The sequence below is a fragment of the Enterobacter sp. MGH 38 genome (assembly GCF_000492855.1).
Lineage (GTDB): Bacteria > Pseudomonadota > Gammaproteobacteria > Enterobacterales > Enterobacteriaceae > Enterobacter > Enterobacter hormaechei_C.
This window is the reverse complement of sequence record NZ_KI535608.1, coordinates 1,762,670-1,779,739: the sequence shown is the minus strand read 5'-3', so window position 1 is coordinate 1,779,739 and position 17,070 is coordinate 1,762,670. Positions and strand designations below refer to the sequence as shown.

Genomic DNA, 17,070 nt, shown 5'->3' with positions numbered 1-17,070 from the left:
TTTAGCGTCCGTTTAATTATTCAGGAGTATAGGGCTACAGCCCACTATATGGACCGTCACCGACGTCAGTCATCTTCCAGGCCATTCCGCGCCTTAATCACCGGCGATCTTCGCCACGCATCGACTCTTATTCCCTTTGAAATGCCCGACATTAGCGGGGCACCGTTTTGTCATTCCTTTAGCAGGAGCGTGTCATGGAATTCTTAATGGACCCGTCAATCTGGGTAGGCTTGCTTACGCTGGTCGTGCTGGAGATCGTTCTCGGTATTGATAACCTGGTGTTTATCGCCATCCTCGCAGATAAACTGCCGCCGAAACAGCGTGATAAAGCCCGTCTGATCGGCCTCTCGCTGGCGCTGATCATGCGTCTGGGCTTACTGTCTGTTATCTCGTGGATGGTCACCCTGACGAAGCCCCTGTTCACCGTCATGGATTTCACCTTCTCCGGCCGCGATTTAATCATGCTGGTGGGGGGACTGTTCCTGCTGTTCAAAGCCACAACAGAGCTGCATGAACGGCTGGAGAACCGGCAGCACGATGATGGCCACGGTAAGGGTTATGCCAGCTTCTGGGTGGTTGTTCTCCAGATTGTGGTGCTTGATGCGGTCTTCTCACTGGATGCGGTGATTACGGCGGTCGGCATGGTGAACCATCTGCCGGTGATGATGGCGGCGGTGGTGATTGCGATGGCGGTAATGCTGCTGGCGTCGAAACCGCTGACGCGTTTCGTCAACCAGCATCCGACGGTCGTTGTGCTGTGTCTGAGCTTCCTGCTGATGATTGGTCTGAGCCTGGTGGCAGAAGGGTTTGGCTTCCATATTCCGAAAGGCTACCTGTACGCCGCGATTGGCTTCTCGATTCTGATCGAGCTGTTTAACCAGATTGCGCGCCGTAACTTTATTAAGCAGCAGTCGAATCAGCCGCTGCGAGCCCGTACCGCAGATGCGATTCTGCGACTGATGGGCGGGCGTCGTCAGGTGAACGTGCAGGCTGATAACGAGAACCGCAACCCGGTTCCGGTGCCGGAAGGCGCGTTTGTGGAAGAAGAACGCTACATGATCAATGGCGTGCTTTCGCTGGCTTCCCGCTCCCTGCGCGGTATTATGACGCCGCGCGGCGAAATCAGCTGGGTGGACGCCAACCTGAGCGTCGACGAAATTCGTCAGCAGCTGCTCTCCTCGCCGCACAGCCTGTTCCCGGTCTGCCGGGGTGAGCTGGATGAGATCATCGGTGTGGTACGCGCGAAAGAGATGCTGGTGGCGCTGGAAGAGGGCGTTAACGTCGAGGCCGTAGCGGCCGCGTCGCCCGCTATCGTGGTGCCTGAAACGCTGGATCCGATCAACCTGCTGGGCGTATTGCGTCGTGCTCGCGGGAGCTTTGTTATCGTCACCAACGAATTTGGTGTGGTACAGGGCCTGGTGACGCCGCTGGACGTGCTGGAAGCCATTGCCGGTGAATTCCCTGATGCGGATGAAACCCCGGAAATCGTTGCCGACGGTGACGGCTGGCTGGTGAAAGGCACCACCGACCTGCACGCGCTCTCGCACACGCTGGGCGTCGAAAACGTGGTCAATGATGATGAAGACATTGCCACCGTGGCGGGGCTGGTGATCTCCGTTAACGGGCAGATCCCGCGTATCGGTGATGTGCTGGAGCTGCCGCCGCTGCAAATTACCATCGTCGAAGCCAACGACTATCGCGTTGATATGGTGCGTATTGTTAAAGAGCATTCTGCGCACGACGAAGAAGAGTAACGTTATCTAGCGTAACGGCAGTAAGGGCACGATGTGTCCGTTGTGACGGGCTGGCGGAGAGTGACTTTCCGCCAGCCATTTCGGAAACTCGCGCAGCGGCATTGGCCGCGCATACAAGTACCCCTGCAAAATATGTACGCTGTGACGGCGCAGGTAGAGTGACTGCTCCTCGGTTTCCACCCCTTCCGCAACCAGTTCAATATTCAGCCGCTGGCCAAGCGCAATAATAATATCTGTTACCGTTGAGTTCACGGCGTCGGTGCCGATCGCGGTGGTGAAGGATTTATCAATTTTCAGCACATCCGGATGCAGTTTTTCTAGCCATGAAAGTGAGCTGTTGCCGGTACCAAAATCATCAATCGCAAGTTTCACCCCTTTGCGGTGCAGCTCCCGCACGATGCGGTAATCCACATCCAGCAACGCATCGCGTTCGGTTAACTCCACGATCAACTGTTGAACAGGGCTGGCGTTAAACCAGATGCGGTTGAGATCCTGGATAAGCGCAGCGCGGCGAAAATGGCTGGCGGCCACGTTAATGCCGATATGGAAATCGCGCGAGGCAGGGAAATAGCCTATCTGCCGCACCGTTTCGCTGATGACGTAGCGGGTAAGCGGAACAATCAGGTTATGTTCTTCGGCCAGAGGGATAAAGACATCGGGCAAAATCCATCCCTGACGCGGGTTGTTCCAGCGCAGGAGGATCTCGACGCCGGCGCATTCCCGGGTGCGGGCATTCACCAGCGGCTGGCAGAAGAGCTCAAACTCCCTGGCCGCAATTCCCATGTTGATTTCCCAGGTGAAACTGATTCGCCGCGCCGTGGCGAGCCAGGCGATATAGCCCATCAGTAAGCTGAGCATCAACGCCAGCGGCAGCTGGGTGGGCAGATTTTTTAACGCCATTTCGCCAGGCCCGGGGCCGCTCACCGTGACGCTGAAAGGGTAATGTTGTGACGACTGTTCCAGCAGGGAGGCGTTTTCATCGAAGGTCGGCGTAGTCGTCACCTGTTGCCCGTCGCGGAGGAAGTTATCTCCTACTCTCAGGACAACGTCGGTGATCTGCGGCCGCTGCGGCTCGAGAATCATTTTAGTGATGAGATCGATATTCACCACCTCCATCACCCCGTCGTTGCCGTCGCCCGCAACGGGAGACCACTGAATCAGTACCGGGCTGCCTTTTACCAGCCACCGGTCAGTCGACAGCAGCAGCCTGGATTCACTGACTGGAAGCTCCGGCACAAACTCACTGACGGGCACATTACGGCTGCCAAAGACGCTTGAGCAATACAGTATTCCGTCTTGAATGAGGGCGATGGAGCGTACGGTCTGGAGGATCGCCGCCTGTTTTCGCAGGATTAGATTTGCTTCGGAACAGGGTATGCCAACCAGTGAAAGTAGCGTTTCACGCTGGACCTCTAACGAGAGAAGCACCTTATCAAGCGCACGCACGGTGTGGTGGGTAAAGTCGTGGATCCGATCCTGATTTATGTTGCGCTGTGAAATAAAGCGAATGCCCAGCGTCAGGACGAGCGTAACGAGCGCAACCGTGACACAGACGATAACGCGTTTTCGGCGATAGTCTTTAATGATCGTTTGTGCAGTTTGCATGAACGGTCGCCTGTTAAGCACCGGCCAGAAAAGCCAGACGCAACAGTGACAGTGTAGTGGGGAATACGTGAAGCGACGAGACGAGAGGGGAAAATTCGCCCATCCGTTGCAGATGGGCGAAAGGAAGGCTTAGTCGCACTGCACCTTAATGGCCAGACCGCCGCGCGAGGTCTCACGGTACTTCGCGTTCATGTCCTTGCCGGTTTCGTACATGGTTTCAATAACCTTATCCAGCGACACGCGTGGCTCGCTGGTACGGCGCATCGCCATACGCGAGGCGTTGATCGCTTTGACGGAGGCGATGGCGTTACGCTCAATGCACGGCACCTGCACCTGACCGGCAACCGGGTCACAGGTCAGACCGAGGTTGTGCTCCATACCGATTTCCGCCGCCACGCACACCTGCTCAGGGCTGGCGCCCAACAGTTCCGCCAGACCCGCTGCCGCCATAGAGCAGGCCACGCCCACTTCACCCTGACAGCCTACTTCGGCACCAGAGATGGACGCATTCATTTTGTACAGCGCGCCGATAGCGCCTGCCGCGAGGAAATAACGGATATAGATATCCGGTGTCACGGGCTCAATAAAGTGATCGTAATAGGCCAGCACCGCCGGAACGATACCGCACGCGCCGTTGGTCGGCGCCGTCACCACGCGACCACCCGCTGCGTTCTCTTCGTTAACCGCGAGGGCAAACATGTTCACCCAGTCGACCACGTTCATTGGGTCATTGGAGAACTTGTCGGTGGTGACCAGCATGCGGCGCAGCGCAGAGGCACGACGCGGTACGCGCAGAGGCCCAGGCAGAACACCCTCGGTGTTCATCCCGCGGTCAATACAGGCGCGCATGGTTTGCCACACGTTAGCAAAATAGTCTTCGATCTCTTTCTTGCTGTGCAGCGCCAGTTCGTTCTGCATCACCATGCCGGACAGGGACAGACCGGTCTCTTTGCAGTAGCCCAGCATCTCGGTGGCCGATTTAAACGGATAGGGCACATTGACGTCGCCCGCGCTCTCTTTACCAAAGTGTTCTTCGTCAACGATAAAGCCGCCGCCGATGGAGTAGTAGGTTTTACTGTAGATCTCTTTTTCGCCGCTCCAGGCGTGGATGGTCATGCCGTTTTCATGCAGCGGCAGGTTGTCGCTACGAAAACGCATCCCGTCATCCTGCGGGAAGTCCACTTCGTGCTGACCGTTAGCCAGCAGTAAGCGTCCGCGCGTTTCCACGTCGCGGATAAATGCCGGAATGGCATCAATATCAACAGTGTCCGGCATATTGCCTGCCAGACCCATAATAATGGCGATATCGGTGTGGTGGCCTTTACCCGTTAATGACAGTGAACCGTAAACGTCTACGGCGACACGGGTAACGCTTTCCAGTAATCCTTTTTCGACCAGATCATCGACGAACTGTTTACCGGCCTTCATCGGCCCTACAGTGTGGGAAGAGGAAGGACCAATCCCCACTTTGAACATGTCGAATATACTAATCACTTTCACACTCCTGACAGGGTTACTGGGGTTCCAGTAACGATGTTATAACTGCGCATAGTGTAAGAGGGAACACCAACCTCGGCTTAACTATTCACATGAATTAAACTAATGGTTAACGATGGTTTTGCTAATAGCGCGACGCCGATCGCAAACCTGCCAGAAAAGGGCGGAATGTAAAGTATAGTCAAGGCTTCAGGCCGATTTGCAGGGCCAGCTCACGAATGATGCCTGCCGTCATGCCCCAGACAAAATAATGCTGATACCACGACAGCCAGACCCGATGATCGTGTCCGCGGCGGTGAATATCCAGTGGGTGATAGCGGCCCAGACGAAGGGCCTCTTCCAGCGGCATTTCGAACACCGCTGAAACTTCATCGACGCTGGCGTGATACTGAAGATCGGGCGGAATAATGCCAACGACCGGCGTGACCTGAAAACCGGTTACGCTGTCCACTGGCGGCAGCACGCCGATCACCTCGACTGTCTCCGGGGGGATCGCCACTTCCTCATGCGCTTCACGCAGTGCGGCGGCAATCAGGGATGCATCGGTGCTGTCCACCGCGCCGCCCGGAAACGCAACCTGACCGGCGTGTTTTCGCATATGCGGTGAGCGCTGGGTAAGCAACAGACCCGGCTGCTCACGGCGCACGACCGGGATCAGCACCGCCGCCTGACGTTGATTCAGCGTGGCGCGGCTAACCTGGGGCCGCAGAAGCTGAAAGCGCGACAGAAAATCATCCAGCGTCAGGTTGTCTTTCTTCACCGTAAATTCTCCAGTTGTTTCAGGATACGATTCACTTTATCAAAGGTTTCCTGATATTCCGCCTCGACCTGGCTATCGGCCACAATGCCACCGCCTGCGGAACAGTACAGGTTACCGTCGCACGCCGTCAGGGTGCGAATAGTGATGCTGGTATCCATGGTGCCGCACAGACTCACATAGCCGATGCTGCCGCACCAGGCGTTGCGGCGATGTGGTTCCAGTTCGTCGATGATCTCCATCGCCCGGACCTTCGGCGCGCCGGTGATGGAGCCGCCCGGAAACGCGGCGCGGAGCAGATCGCAGGCGGTTCGCGAGGCCGGCAGGCGTGCGGTGATGGTGCTGACCAGATGATGCACCGCCGGGAATGGCTCCACGACGAACAGCTCCGGCACGCGCACGCTGCCCGGCTCGGCGACGCGGCCAATATCATTGCGCATCAGATCGACAATCATCAGGTTTTCGGCACGATCTTTGGGAGAGGCCGCCAGCGTCTCCGCCTGCTGGCGGTCGGCCTCGGCGTTGGCAAGGCGCGGCAGTGTGCCCTTTATCGGGCGGGTCTGAATTATACCGTCAGCCAGGTGGATAAAACGCTCAGGCGAAAGGCTGAGGATGGCGCCGTGTTCAAGGCGTAAAAATGCACTGAACGGGGCCTTATTGCTGGCATTGAGGCGGGTAAACGCCTGCCATTCGTCTCCCTTGTACGCCGCCTGGAAACGCTGGGCAAGGTTGACCTGATAACAGTCGCCACTGTGAAGATACGCCTGCACACGGGAGAATTTTTCCGCGTATTCCTCCGCGCTCATGTTCGAGCGCCAGCCGGAGGTCAGCATAAAGTGTTCCGGGGCGGCGGGCCGTTGCGCCTCAAGCCAGGCCAGACGCGCCTGTACGTCCCGGTGGCTCAGCAGAGAAACCGTCTGCTTACGGTGATCCACGATCAGCGCCCAGTCATACAGCCCCACCGCCATATCCGGCAGGGAAATATCCGCCTGCGCATGCTCGGGCAGCTTTTCGAAACGGCGACCCAGATCGTAACCAAACAGGCCCAGCGCGCCCCCCTGGAAAGGCAGATCCGGATCAGGTGTGGCAGTTAAGCCCAGAGCATCGATCTCGTTCTGAAGCCGCATCAGCGGATCGTCCGTTGGCGACAGCGCATCGGTCGTCAGCGTTTTAACCGGGTCGGCCACCAGAATATCAAAGCGGCTGTAGGGGTGATCCGCATGGCCGGAGTGCAGCAGCATGGCAAAAGGAAGGTGGCTCAGACGGGCAAACCAGAACTCCGCGGCGTCAGCACGCCAGGGCAAGGTCATAACAGTGGGGAAGCGCATGTTCATGTATGGCATACTACCGGGCAGCGTGAAATAATTAGCGCGAATAATTTAGCAGGAGTTAACGATGTTTGCAGGTTTACCTTCTCTCAGCCATGACCAACAGCAGAAAGCCGTTGAACGTATTCAGGAGCTGATGTCCCAGGGGATGAGCAGCGGACAGGCAATTTCCCAGGTCGCGGAAGAACTTCGCGCCACCCATACCGGCGAGCGGATCGTGGCGCGCTTTGAGGATGAAGATGAAGAATAACCGGCTTACACTGCCGCGATAATCTTGATCTCAACCTTATATTCCGGTTTCATCAGCGTGGCCTGTACGGTGCAGCGTACAGGCGCGTGACCCGCCACCACCCACGCATCCCATGCTTTATTCATCGCCGCGAAATCGTCTTTATTCGCCAGAAAAATCGTCGCATCCAGAATGCGGGATTTGTCGCTGCCCTGTTTTTCCAGTACGGCGTCGATCTGCGCCAGGGTGTTGGCGGTCTGCTCGAAGGCGTCGGCGTCCAGATTGGCAGGGACGCCGGTGTAGTACAGCGTCTGGTTGTGGATCACCACATCAGACCAGCGGGCTTCGGCATCAATGCGCGTAATTGTCATAAACGTATCCTCGTTATCTTTCGTCGTCAGGCGGCAAGACTGCCATAATGTTCCGCCGTCGTCACTATTTGGGGTGGCACCGGAGAGAAGGGGCTGACATAATCCCTGTGCAAAAATACAGTGAGAGAACACCGTGGCAGACGATTTTTCCCCAGAAGGTCAGTTAGCACAGGCTATTCCCGGCTTTAAACCGCGCGAACCCCAACGTCAGATGGCGCATGCCGTTGCGCACGCTATCGACAAGGCGCAGCCGCTGGTCGTGGAGGCCGGTACCGGTACGGGGAAAACGTATGCTTACCTCGCTCCTGCGCTGCGGGCGAAAAAGAAGGTGATCATCTCTACGGGATCAAAAGCGCTCCAGGATCAGCTCTACAGCCGCGATTTACCCACGGTGGCGAAAGCGCTGAAATACAAAGGGCGTCTGGCCTTGCTGAAAGGGCGTTCTAACTACCTGTGTCTGGAGCGTCTTGAACAGCAGGCGCTGGCGGGCGGCGACCTGCCGGTACAAACCCTGAGCGATGTGATCGTCCTGCGCGCCTGGGCCAACCAGACGGAGGAGGGGGACATCAGCACCTGCGCGAGCGTGCCGGAAGACTCCCCGGCCTGGCCGCTGGTGACCAGCACCAATGACAACTGCCTCGGCAGCGACTGCCCGCTGTATAAAGACTGTTTTGTGGTGAAAGCGCGTAAAACCGCGATGGACGCCGACGTGGTGGTGGTGAACCATCACCTGTTTCTTGCGGATATGGTGGTCAAGGACAGTGGTTTCGGCGAGCTGATCCCGGAGGCGGAGGTGATGATCTTCGATGAAGCCCATCAGCTACCGGACATCGCCAGCCAGTATTTTGGGCAGTCGCTTTCCAGTCGTCAGCTTCAGGATCTGGCGAAAGATATTACCATTGCCTATCGCACCGAACTCAAAGATACCCAGCAGTTGCAGAAGTGCGCGGACCGCCTGGCGCAATGCGCACAGGACTTCCGCTTACAGCTTGGCGAGCCGGGCTATCGCGGCAACCTGCGCGAACTGCTCGCAGACAAAAATATCCAGCGCGCGCTGCTGCTGCTCGATGATGCCCTTGAACTCTGTTACGACGTGGCGAAACTGTCCCTCGGACGTTCAGCGCTGCTGGACGCCGCCTTCGAGCGCGCCACGCTTTACCGTGGGCGGCTGAAGCGGCTGAAAGAGATCAACCAGCCGGGCTACAGCTACTGGTACGAATGTACCTCGCGCCACTTCACCCTGGCGCTCACGCCGCTGACCGTTGCTGATAAATTTAAAGAGGTGATGGCGCAAAAGCCCGGCACCTGGGTCTTTACCTCGGCCACGCTGTCGGTCAATGACGATCTGCACCACTTTACCGAGCGCCTCGGCATTGAGCAGGCGGAATCCCTGCTTCTGCCGAGCCCGTTCGACTATGAGAGACAGGCGCTGCTGTGCGTGCCGCGCAATCTGCCGCTGCCTAACCAGCCGGGCGCGGCGCGACATCTGGCGGCCATGCTGAAGCCGATGATCGAGGCCAACAACGGGCGCTGCTTTATGCTCTGCACCTCACACGCCATGATGCGCGATCTGGCCGAGCAGTTCCGCGCCACCATGACGCTACCGGTGCTGTTGCAGGGGGAGACCAGTAAAGGCCAGCTGCTCCAGCAGTTTGTCAGCGCCGGTAATGCCCTGCTGGTGGCGACCAGCAGCTTCTGGGAAGGGGTGGACGTGCGCGGCGACACGCTCTCGCTGGTGATTATCGATAAGCTGCCGTTCACATCGCCGGACGATCCGCTTCTGAAAGCGCGCATGGAGGACTGCCGTCTGCGCGGGGGCGATCCGTTCGACGACGTCCAGCTGCCGGACGCGGTCATCACGCTTAAACAGGGGGTAGGGCGACTGATCCGCGACGTCACCGATCGCGGGGTGCTGGTGATCTGCGACAACCGCCTGGTGATGCGTCCCTACGGCGCGACCTTCCTCGCCAGCCTGCCGCCCGCGCCGCGCACGCGGGATATTAAACGCGCGGTCCGCTTCCTGGCGAACCCGACGGCGGAGTAATTCTTCCCGGAGTGTGTTAAGATGCGCGCCATTTTGTGACTGACCATTGCGAGAGCGCGACGACTGATGCGAATTCTGGCTATTGATACCGCGACAGAGGCCTGTTCCGTTGCCCTGTGGAACGACGGTACGATTTTTGCTCATTTCGAAGAGTGCCCACGGGAACACACCCAACGTATTCTGCCCCTGGTAAAAACCATTTTAACCGAGGCCAACACCGCCCTGACTGACCTCGACGCGCTGGCCTACGGCCGTGGTCCGGGCAGCTTTACGGGCGTACGTATCGGGATTGGCATTGCGCAGGGGCTGGCGCTGGGCGCTGACCTGCCGATGATCGGCGTCTCCACGCTTGCGACCATGGCCCAGGGAGCATGGCGCATGACCGGCGCCACCCGCGTGCTGGCTGCGATTGATGCCCGCATGGGGGAAGTCTACTGGGCGGAGTACACCCGTGACGAAAACGGCGTCTGGCACGGCGAAGAGACGGAAGCGGTGCTTAAACCTGAAGCCGTCACCGGGCGCCTGAAACAGCTCTCCGGTGAGTGGGCGACGGTCGGAACCGGCTGGGCGGCATGGCCTGAGATGGCGAAGGACACCGGCCTTACGCTGGTGGACGGTAACATGCTCCTGCCCGCCGCAGAAGATATGCTGCCGATTGCCTGTCAGCTACTTGCCGCAGGAAAAACCGTGGCGGTTGAACATGCTGAACCGGTTTATTTACGAAACACCGTCGCGTGGAAGAAACTTCCTGGCCGCGAGTGAATCTCAGTAACAGGAACTGAGAAAAAGGAGTCGCATCATGGCGGTTCAGACTAAAGTTGTACGCTTTCTTATGGCAGGCGCGGTTGCCATAGCACTGAGCGGGTGCGTCACCGTTCCTGATGCGATCAAGGGCACCAGCCCGACGCCACAGCAGGATCTGGTACGCGTGATGAATGCCCCGGAGTTGTATGTCGGGCAGGAAGCGCGGTTTGGCGGCAAGGTGGTTGAAGTGCTAAACCAGCAGGGGAAAACCCGGCTGGAGATTGCCACTGTCCCGCTGGACGACGGCGCGCGGCCTGTTCTGGGTGAAGCCTCGCGCGGGCGGATCTACGCTGACGTCAGCGGCTTCCTCGATCCGGTAGATTTCCGCGGGCAGCTGGTGACCGTCGTCGGGCCGATTACCGGTTCGGTGGCGGGGAAAATCGGCAATACGCCATACAAATTTATGACCATGCAGGTGAACGGCTACAAACGCTGGCGTATCGCCCAGCAGGTGGTGATGCCGCCACAGCCAATCGATCCGTGGATGTGGGGACCGCATCCGTATCGTTACGGCTACGGTGGCTGGGGGTGGTACAATCCAGGCCCTGCACAGGTTCAAACAATAGTAACTGAGTAAGTTACTGTTATTGCTAGGAAAGAGACAGCGGCTCAGCCGCTGTCTCTGTTTTTTTACGGATAAAACGAAAAAAAAGAGTGACGCGCTTCGCAACCTGCAATCTGAACAATTAATAAACTGGTACGCTGAGTTAATATAATGTTAATAAACTGTTTATTATCGGGGCTGTGATGACGACGAACACTCATTTCAGAGGTGATGCATTGAAAAAGGTTTGGCTTAACCGTTATCCCGCGGATGTCCCTGCGGAGATCAATCCTGACCGTTATCAATCCCTGATTGAATTATTTGAACACTCGGTACGGCGCTACGCTGACCAGCCCGCGTTTGTGAATATGGGCGAAGTGATGACTTTCCGTAAGCTGGAAGAGCGCAGCCGGGCGTTTGCGGCCTATTTACAGGAAGGGTTGGGCTTGCAGAAAGGGGATCGCGTCGCGCTGATGATGCCAAACCTGCTGCAATACCCGGTGGCGCTGTTCGGCATCCTCAGGGCAGGGATGATCGTGGTTAACGTTAACCCGCTCTATACCCCGCGCGAGCTGGAACATCAGTTGAATGACAGCGGCGCGGCGGCGATTGTGATTGTCTCCAACTTTGCCCACACGCTGGAAAAAGTCGTTGAAAAAACTCAGGTTAAGCACGTCATCCTGACGCGCATGGGTGACCAGCTCTCTACCGCGAAAGGCACGCTGGTCAACTTTGTCGTTAAATACGTTAAGCGGCTGGTGCCGAAATACCACCTTCCGGATGCCATCTCCTTCCGCCGCGCCCTGCATGCGGGCTACCGGATGCAGTACGTGAAGCCGGAGATCGTGTCCGAGGATCTGGCCTTCCTGCAATACACGGGCGGCACCACCGGCGTGGCGAAAGGGGCGATGCTGACCCACCGTAACATGCTGGCGAACCTTGAGCAGGTTAACGCCACCTACGGGCCGCTGCTGCACCCGGGCAAGGAGCTGGTGATCACCGCGCTTCCGCTGTATCACATTTTTGCGCTGACCATGAACTGCCTGCTGTTTATCGAGCTTGGCGGTCAAAACGTATTGATCACCAACCCGCGCGATATCCCGGGGCTGGTCAAAGAGCTGGCGAAATACCCGTTCACCGCCATGACCGGCGTGAACACCCTGTTTAACGCGCTGCTTAACAATAAAGAGTTCCAGCAGCTCGATTTCTCCACGCTGCACCTCTCCGCGGGCGGCGGGATGCCGGTTCAGCAGGCGGTTGCCGAGCGCTGGGTGAAACTCACCGGGCAGTATCTGCTGGAAGGCTATGGCCTGACGGAGTGCGCCCCGCTGGTCAGCGTTAACCCGCATGACATCGACTACCACAGCGGCAGTATCGGTCTGCCGGTCCCGTCGACGGAAGCAAAACTGGTGGATGATGAGGATAACGAAGTGCCTCATGGTGAGCCAGGGGAGCTATGCGTCAGAGGGCCGCAGGTGATGCTGGGCTACTGGCAACGTCCGGATGCCACGGATGAGATCATCAAAGACGGCTGGCTGCACACGGGCGACATCGCGGTGATGGATGACGAAGGCTTCCTGCGCATCGTCGATCGCAAGAAAGACATGATCCTGGTGTCAGGGTTCAACGTCTATCCGAACGAAATCGAAGACGTGGTGATGCAGCACAGCGGCGTGCTGGAAGTGGCGGCGGTGGGCGTTCCTTCCGGCAGCAGCGGTGAAGCGGTGAAGATATTTGTGGTCAAGAAAGATCCTTCTCTGACCGAGGATGCGCTGATAACGTTCTGTCGCCGTCAGCTGACGGGCTATAAAGTGCCGAAGCTGGTGGAATTCCGGGATGAGCTGCCGAAATCCAACGTCGGGAAGATATTACGACGAGAATTACGTGACGAAGCCCGTGCCAAAGTGGACAATAAGGCCTGAGCTTCACGTTAATCGCCCAGACGCCGGTTAAGCCGGCGTTTTTTATGGGCGCAAACAAAAGAGAGTCCGATTTGAATTACCAGATGATCACTACCAACGACGAGCTGGCTTCGCTGTGCGAGGTGACGCGTGAATTTCCCGCTATCGCCCTGGATACGGAATTTGTCCGCACCCGAACGTACTATCCGCAGCTGGGTCTGATTCAGATGTATGACGGCAAACACGTGTCATTGATTGACCCCCTCGGCATTACCGACTGGGCGCCAATGCGCGAGCTGTTGCTGGATACCGCCGTGACCAAATATCTGCACGCGGGCAGTGAAGATCTGGAAGTCTTTCTCAACACTTTTGGCATCATGCCGCAGCCGCTGATTGATACCCAGATCCTCGCGGCGTTCAGCGGTCGTCCGCTCTCCTGGGGCTTCGCCGCGATGGTGGAAGAGTACACCGGTCTGACGCTGGATAAGAGCGAATCGCGTACCGACTGGCTCGCGCGTCCCCTAACGGCGCGTCAGCTTGAATACGCCGCGGCAGACGTCTTTTACCTTCTTCCAATTGCCGGCCAGCTTATGAAAGAGGCTGAGGCGTCCGGCTGGCTGTCTGCCGCACTGGACGAGTGCCGCATGACGCAGCAGCGTCGTCAGGAAGTGGTTGATCCGAAAGAGGCCTGGCGTGACATCACCAACGCCTGGCAGCTGCGCACCCGCCAGCTGGCCTGTCTGCAACTGCTGGCTGACTGGCGTCTGCGTAAAGCACGTGAGCGCGATCTGGCGGTTAACTTCGTGGTGCGTGAAGAACACCTGTGGGCGGTGGCGCGCTATATGCCGGGTAGCCTTGGCGAACTGGACAGCATTGGCCTTTCCGGGAGTGAGATCCGTTTCCACGGTAAAACGCTGCTCGCGCTGGTAGAGAAAGCTCAGCAGCTGCCGGAGGACGCACTGCCAGAACCACTGCTTAACCTGATGGATATGCCGGGCTACCGCAAGGCGTTCAAAGATATCAAAGCGCTGGTGCAGACGGTGGCGGGGGAAAGCAAACTGAGTGCCGAACTGCTGGCTTCACGTCGTCAGATTAACCAGCTGCTGAACTGGCACTGGAAGTTGAAACCGCAAAATGGTTTACCGGAGCTGGTCGCCGGATGGCGGGGGGAACTGATGGCCGAACGCGTGAATACCCTGCTGGAAGGGTATCCGCGCTAAAGAATTGTAGCCCCGGTAAGCGCAGCGCCACCGGGGAAATTGCCGGGTGGCGCGTTGCTTGCCCGGCCTACAAAACCACAACCGGATTAACGCGACTCTTCCGCTTCCGGAAGCGTGACGTTCAGCTCCAGAATCGAAATATCCCCGTCTTTTTGCTCCAGCTGAACGGTGACCATTTCCGGGTCAATCTGCACGTATTTGCAGATCACTTCCAGAATGTCTTTGCGCAGCTGCGGCAGGTAGTGCGGTTCGGCGTCGCTACGACGACGTTCCGCCACAATGATTTGCAGACGTTCTTTTGCGATGTTGGCGGTGCTTTTTTTCCGCGAGAGAAAAAAGTCCAGTAATGCCATAACTTATCCTCCGAACAGGCGTTTGAGGAAACCTTTCTTCTCTTCTTCAATGAAGCGGAAAGGACGTTCTTCTCCCAGCAGACGGTCAACGGTATCCGCATACGCTTTACCCGCGTCTGCCTGTGTATCCAGGATCACGGGCTCGCCCTGGTTAGAGGCGCGCAACACGGACTGATCTTCCGGGATCACGCCAACCAGTTTGATGCGCAGGATCTCCAGCACGTCTTCCATGCTCAGCATGTCACCTTTGTTCACCCGGCCCGGGTTGTAGCGGGTCAGCAGCAGGTGCTCTTTGATTGGCTCCTGGCCATTTTCCGCGCGACGGGATTTCGAGGCCAGAATGCCGAGAATACGGTCGGAATCACGTACTGACGAGACCTCCGGGTTGGTGGTGATGATGGCTTCATCCGCGAAGTAGAGCGCCATCAGCGCGCCGGTTTCGATACCGGCCGGGGAGTCGCATACCACAAAGTCGAACTCCATCTTTTTCAGATCGTCGAGCACCTTTTCCACGCCTTCGCGGGTCAGGGCGTCTTTATCACGGGTCTGGGACGCCGGAAGAATGTAGAGGTTCTCGGTACGCTTATCTTTAATCAGCGCCTGGTTAAGGGTGGCATCGCCCTGAATGACGTTCACGAAGTCATACACCACGCGACGCTCGCAACCCATGATCAGGTCCAGGTTACGCAGACCGATATCGAAGTCGATTACGACGGTTTTCTTTCCCTTCTGGGCCAAACCAGTAGCGATGGCCGCGCTGGAGGTGGTCTTGCCAACGCCTCCTTTACCCGAAGTCACAACAATAATGCGTGCCATAGAAATTCCTTGTTAAAAGGGATCAATTTAACGGTTGAACGGTCAAAGCGTTATCTGCCAGTTGCAGACGGGCCGCTTTGCCATAAAATTCGGCTGGGATTTTATCGCTCAGCCAATATTCACCTGCGATAGACACCAGTTCTGCCGTCAGGTGAGTACAAAAAATTTGTGCTTCTCGATCGCCGCTGGCGCCCGCAAGCGCACGTCCACGCATCATACCGTAAACGTGAATATTGCCATCTGCAATCAGTTCAGCGCCCGCACTGACGTGGCTTGTAACAATCAGATCACAGTTTGGCGCATAAATGCGCTGACCGGAACGAACCGGCAGATCAATCAATCGCGTTTTTGTGACTGGGGCTACATTTTGCGCCGGAGGCGGGGGAGCGGGAACGGTTGCAGGCGTTGCACGTGGGGCTTTTTCTTTGCCCTCGTTTAACAAGGGCAAACCCGCGCGTTCAATTTCGGCTTTTAACTCTGCGTCTTTGCAGCCGCTAATGCCCACGATGCGCAACCCCGTGGAGGCGACGGCCTGCTGGAGCCGCTTCCAGTTAACCGGCCCCTCAAGGTCGCTTACATTGACGACGACAGGAGCATGCTTAAGAAAAGCGGGAGCCTGCGCGATTTTGTCTTCTAACGCCTGACGAATAACCTCGGGTTTTGCATCATGCAAATGAACCACTGATAAGGTGAAGCTACTGCCTTTAAGCTCGATGGGCGTATTTGACATCCTGGCCTTACTCAATTTGCTATTAACCGCAACACATCGCCGCGATATTCCGAAGAGTATCAGGCATGTTATAGTCAGGAGTATATTGAGGCAAGCAACCACCCGTTAATTCAGAGTAAAAACATGTTTTGTGTGATCTACAGAAGTACCAGCCGCGACCAGACCTACCTTTATGTCGAAAAGAAAGACGATTTTTCCCGCGTGCCTGAAGAATTAATGAAAAGCTTTGGCCGACCGCAGCTGGCGATGCTGCTGCCGCTGGACGGCCGTAAGAAGCTGGTGAACGCCGATCTGGAGAAAGTCAAAAAGGCGTTAACCGAGCAGGGCTATTATTTACAGCTTCCGCCGCCACCGGAGAATTTATTAAAACAGCATCTTGAGGTGAGCGGAAAGAAATAAGCCCGGGTCCTTCCGGGAACAACTCATCAACCGATTAGGGGTCGACCATGTATCAACATCATAACTGGCAAGGTGCATTACTGGATTATCCCGTCAGCAAAGTGGTCTGCGTGGGCAGCAACTATGCAAAACATATTCAGGAGATGGGCAGCGCCGTGCCGGAAGAGCCGGTTCTGTTTATTAAGCCAGAAACCGCACTGTGCGATATTCGCCAGCCGCTGGTTCTGCCGCAGGGACTGGGCTCGGTGCATCATGAAGTGGAGCTGGCGGTGCTGATCGGCGCGACGCTGCGCCAGGCGACCGAAGAGCATGTAGAGAAAGCGATTGCGGGTTACGGTGTCGCGCTTGACCTGACGCTGCGTGATGTTCAGGGCAAAATGAAGAAAGCGGGGCAGCCGTGGGAAAAAGCGAAGGGTTTTGATAATTCATGCCCGATTTCCGGTTTCATTCCGGTGAGTGAATTTACCGACGATCCGCAGAACACGCCGCTCAGCCTGAAGGTCAACGGCGAGATCCGCCAGCAGGGAACGACCGCTGACATGATCCATAAGATCGTTCCGCTGATTGCCTACATGAGCCGCTTCTTCACCCTGAAACCTGGCGACGTGATCCTCACCGGCACTCCGGAAGGTGTGGGGCCGCTGCTTAGCGGCGACGAACTGGATGTCAGTTTTAACGGCCTGTCGCTGAAAACCCGCGTGCTGTAAAAGCACCTTGC

General features: G+C 57.1%; 17 protein-coding genes. 9 read left to right on the top strand and 8 right to left on the bottom strand.

Going from position 1 to position 17,070, the window contains the following annotated elements; genetic code table 11:
- Positions 1-194 precede the first annotated feature (194 nt).
- Positions 195-1,754: a CNNM family cation transport protein YoaE gene (gene yoaE / locus L384_RS03110; protein WP_003859916.1), complete on the top strand. Its 1,560-nt coding sequence runs from the start codon at positions 195-197 to the stop codon at positions 1,752-1,754.
- A 6-nt stretch (positions 1,755-1,760) separates the two neighbouring features.
- On the opposite strand, the gene L384_RS03115 is transcribed toward yoaE, so the two are convergent.
- From L384_RS03115 to pabB, 4 genes are all read right to left on the bottom strand, one after another.
- Positions 1,761-3,359: an EAL domain-containing protein gene (locus L384_RS03115; RefSeq protein ID WP_023324861.1), complete on the bottom strand. Its 1,599-nt coding sequence runs from the start codon at positions 3,357-3,359 to the stop codon at positions 1,761-1,763.
- A gap of 129 nt (positions 3,360-3,488) precedes the next feature.
- Complete coding sequence (sdaA, locus tag L384_RS03120; RefSeq protein ID WP_003859920.1) at positions 3,489-4,853, bottom strand: L-serine ammonia-lyase; 1,365 nt, start codon at positions 4,851-4,853, stop codon at positions 3,489-3,491.
- 184 nt (positions 4,854-5,037) lie between these two features.
- On the bottom strand, positions 5,038-5,616 hold the full coding sequence (locus tag L384_RS03125; protein ID WP_003859921.1) for a CoA pyrophosphatase: 579 nt from the start codon (positions 5,614-5,616) through the stop codon (positions 5,038-5,040).
- Positions 5,613-6,947 (bottom strand): aminodeoxychorismate synthase component 1, encoded by a 1,335-nt coding sequence (gene pabB / locus L384_RS03130; protein ID WP_032628305.1) that lies wholly within the window; start codon positions 6,945-6,947, stop codon positions 5,613-5,615. Before pabB ends, L384_RS03125 begins: the two co-directional genes overlap by 4 nt.
- A gap of 61 nt (positions 6,948-7,008) precedes the next feature.
- Here pabB and L384_RS03135 point away from each other — a divergent pair, with 61 nt between their 5' ends.
- Entirely contained in the window at positions 7,009-7,191 is a 183-nt protein-coding gene (locus tag L384_RS03135) for a YoaH family protein (protein WP_003859925.1), read from the top strand.
- Between the two features lie 5 nt (positions 7,192-7,196).
- Here the strand turns inward: L384_RS03135 and L384_RS03140 are convergent, their stop codons facing one another.
- Complete coding sequence (locus L384_RS03140; protein WP_003859927.1) at positions 7,197-7,541, bottom strand: RidA family protein; 345 nt, start codon at positions 7,539-7,541, stop codon at positions 7,197-7,199.
- A gap of 133 nt (positions 7,542-7,674) precedes the next feature.
- Here L384_RS03140 and L384_RS03145 point away from each other — a divergent pair, with 133 nt between their 5' ends.
- The 5 genes from L384_RS03145 (at position 7,675) to rnd (ending at position 14,054) form a co-directional block, all read left to right on the top strand.
- Positions 7,675-9,585 carry an ATP-dependent DNA helicase gene (locus L384_RS03145; RefSeq protein ID WP_003859928.1) on the top strand — a complete coding sequence of 637 codons (1,911 nt, stop codon included), beginning with the start codon at positions 7,675-7,677 and terminating at the stop codon, positions 9,583-9,585.
- Positions 9,586-9,651: 66 nt separating this feature from the next.
- A complete protein-coding gene (gene tsaB / locus L384_RS03150; RefSeq protein ID WP_023324859.1) occupies positions 9,652-10,347 on the top strand; it encodes a tRNA (adenosine(37)-N6)-threonylcarbamoyltransferase complex dimerization subunit type 1 TsaB in 696 nt (231 codons plus the stop codon).
- A gap of 37 nt (positions 10,348-10,384) precedes the next feature.
- Positions 10,385-10,966: a Slp family lipoprotein gene (locus L384_RS03155; protein WP_015570309.1), complete on the top strand. Its 582-nt coding sequence runs from the start codon at positions 10,385-10,387 to the stop codon at positions 10,964-10,966.
- A 203-nt stretch (positions 10,967-11,169) separates the two neighbouring features.
- The gene (gene fadD, locus L384_RS03160; RefSeq protein ID WP_003859933.1) at positions 11,170-12,855 is read left to right on the top strand and encodes a long-chain-fatty-acid--CoA ligase FadD; all 1,686 of its coding nucleotides are present in this window, start codon (positions 11,170-11,172) and stop codon (positions 12,853-12,855) included.
- 83 nt (positions 12,856-12,938) lie between these two features.
- Positions 12,939-14,054, top strand: coding sequence for a ribonuclease D (rnd, locus tag L384_RS03165; protein WP_122983394.1), 1,116 nt, complete (start codon positions 12,939-12,941; stop codon positions 14,052-14,054).
- Between the two features lie 86 nt (positions 14,055-14,140).
- Here rnd and minE read toward each other — a convergent pair whose 3' ends face one another.
- Genes minE through minC form a run of 3 tightly spaced genes read right to left on the bottom strand, consistent with a single transcriptional unit; the run spans position 14,141 to position 15,953 of the window.
- Positions 14,141-14,407, bottom strand: a complete 267-nt coding sequence (gene minE, locus L384_RS03170) for a cell division topological specificity factor MinE (RefSeq protein WP_003859937.1) — start codon at positions 14,405-14,407, stop codon at positions 14,141-14,143.
- A 3-nt stretch (positions 14,408-14,410) separates the two neighbouring features.
- The gene (gene minD / locus L384_RS03175) at positions 14,411-15,223 is read right to left on the bottom strand and encodes a septum site-determining protein MinD (RefSeq protein ID WP_003859938.1); all 813 of its coding nucleotides are present in this window, start codon (positions 15,221-15,223) and stop codon (positions 14,411-14,413) included.
- 22 nt (positions 15,224-15,245) lie between these two features.
- Positions 15,246-15,953, bottom strand: a complete 708-nt coding sequence (gene minC / locus L384_RS03180) for a septum site-determining protein MinC (protein ID WP_017384318.1) — start codon at positions 15,951-15,953, stop codon at positions 15,246-15,248.
- A 123-nt stretch (positions 15,954-16,076) separates the two neighbouring features.
- Here minC and L384_RS03185 point away from each other — a divergent pair, with 123 nt between their 5' ends.
- Positions 16,077-16,352: a YcgL domain-containing protein gene (locus L384_RS03185; protein ID WP_006810982.1), complete on the top strand. Its 276-nt coding sequence runs from the start codon at positions 16,077-16,079 to the stop codon at positions 16,350-16,352.
- A gap of 47 nt (positions 16,353-16,399) precedes the next feature.
- A complete protein-coding gene (locus tag L384_RS03190; protein WP_003859945.1) occupies positions 16,400-17,059 on the top strand; it encodes a fumarylacetoacetate hydrolase family protein in 660 nt (219 codons plus the stop codon).
- Positions 17,060-17,070: the final 11 nt, after the last annotated feature.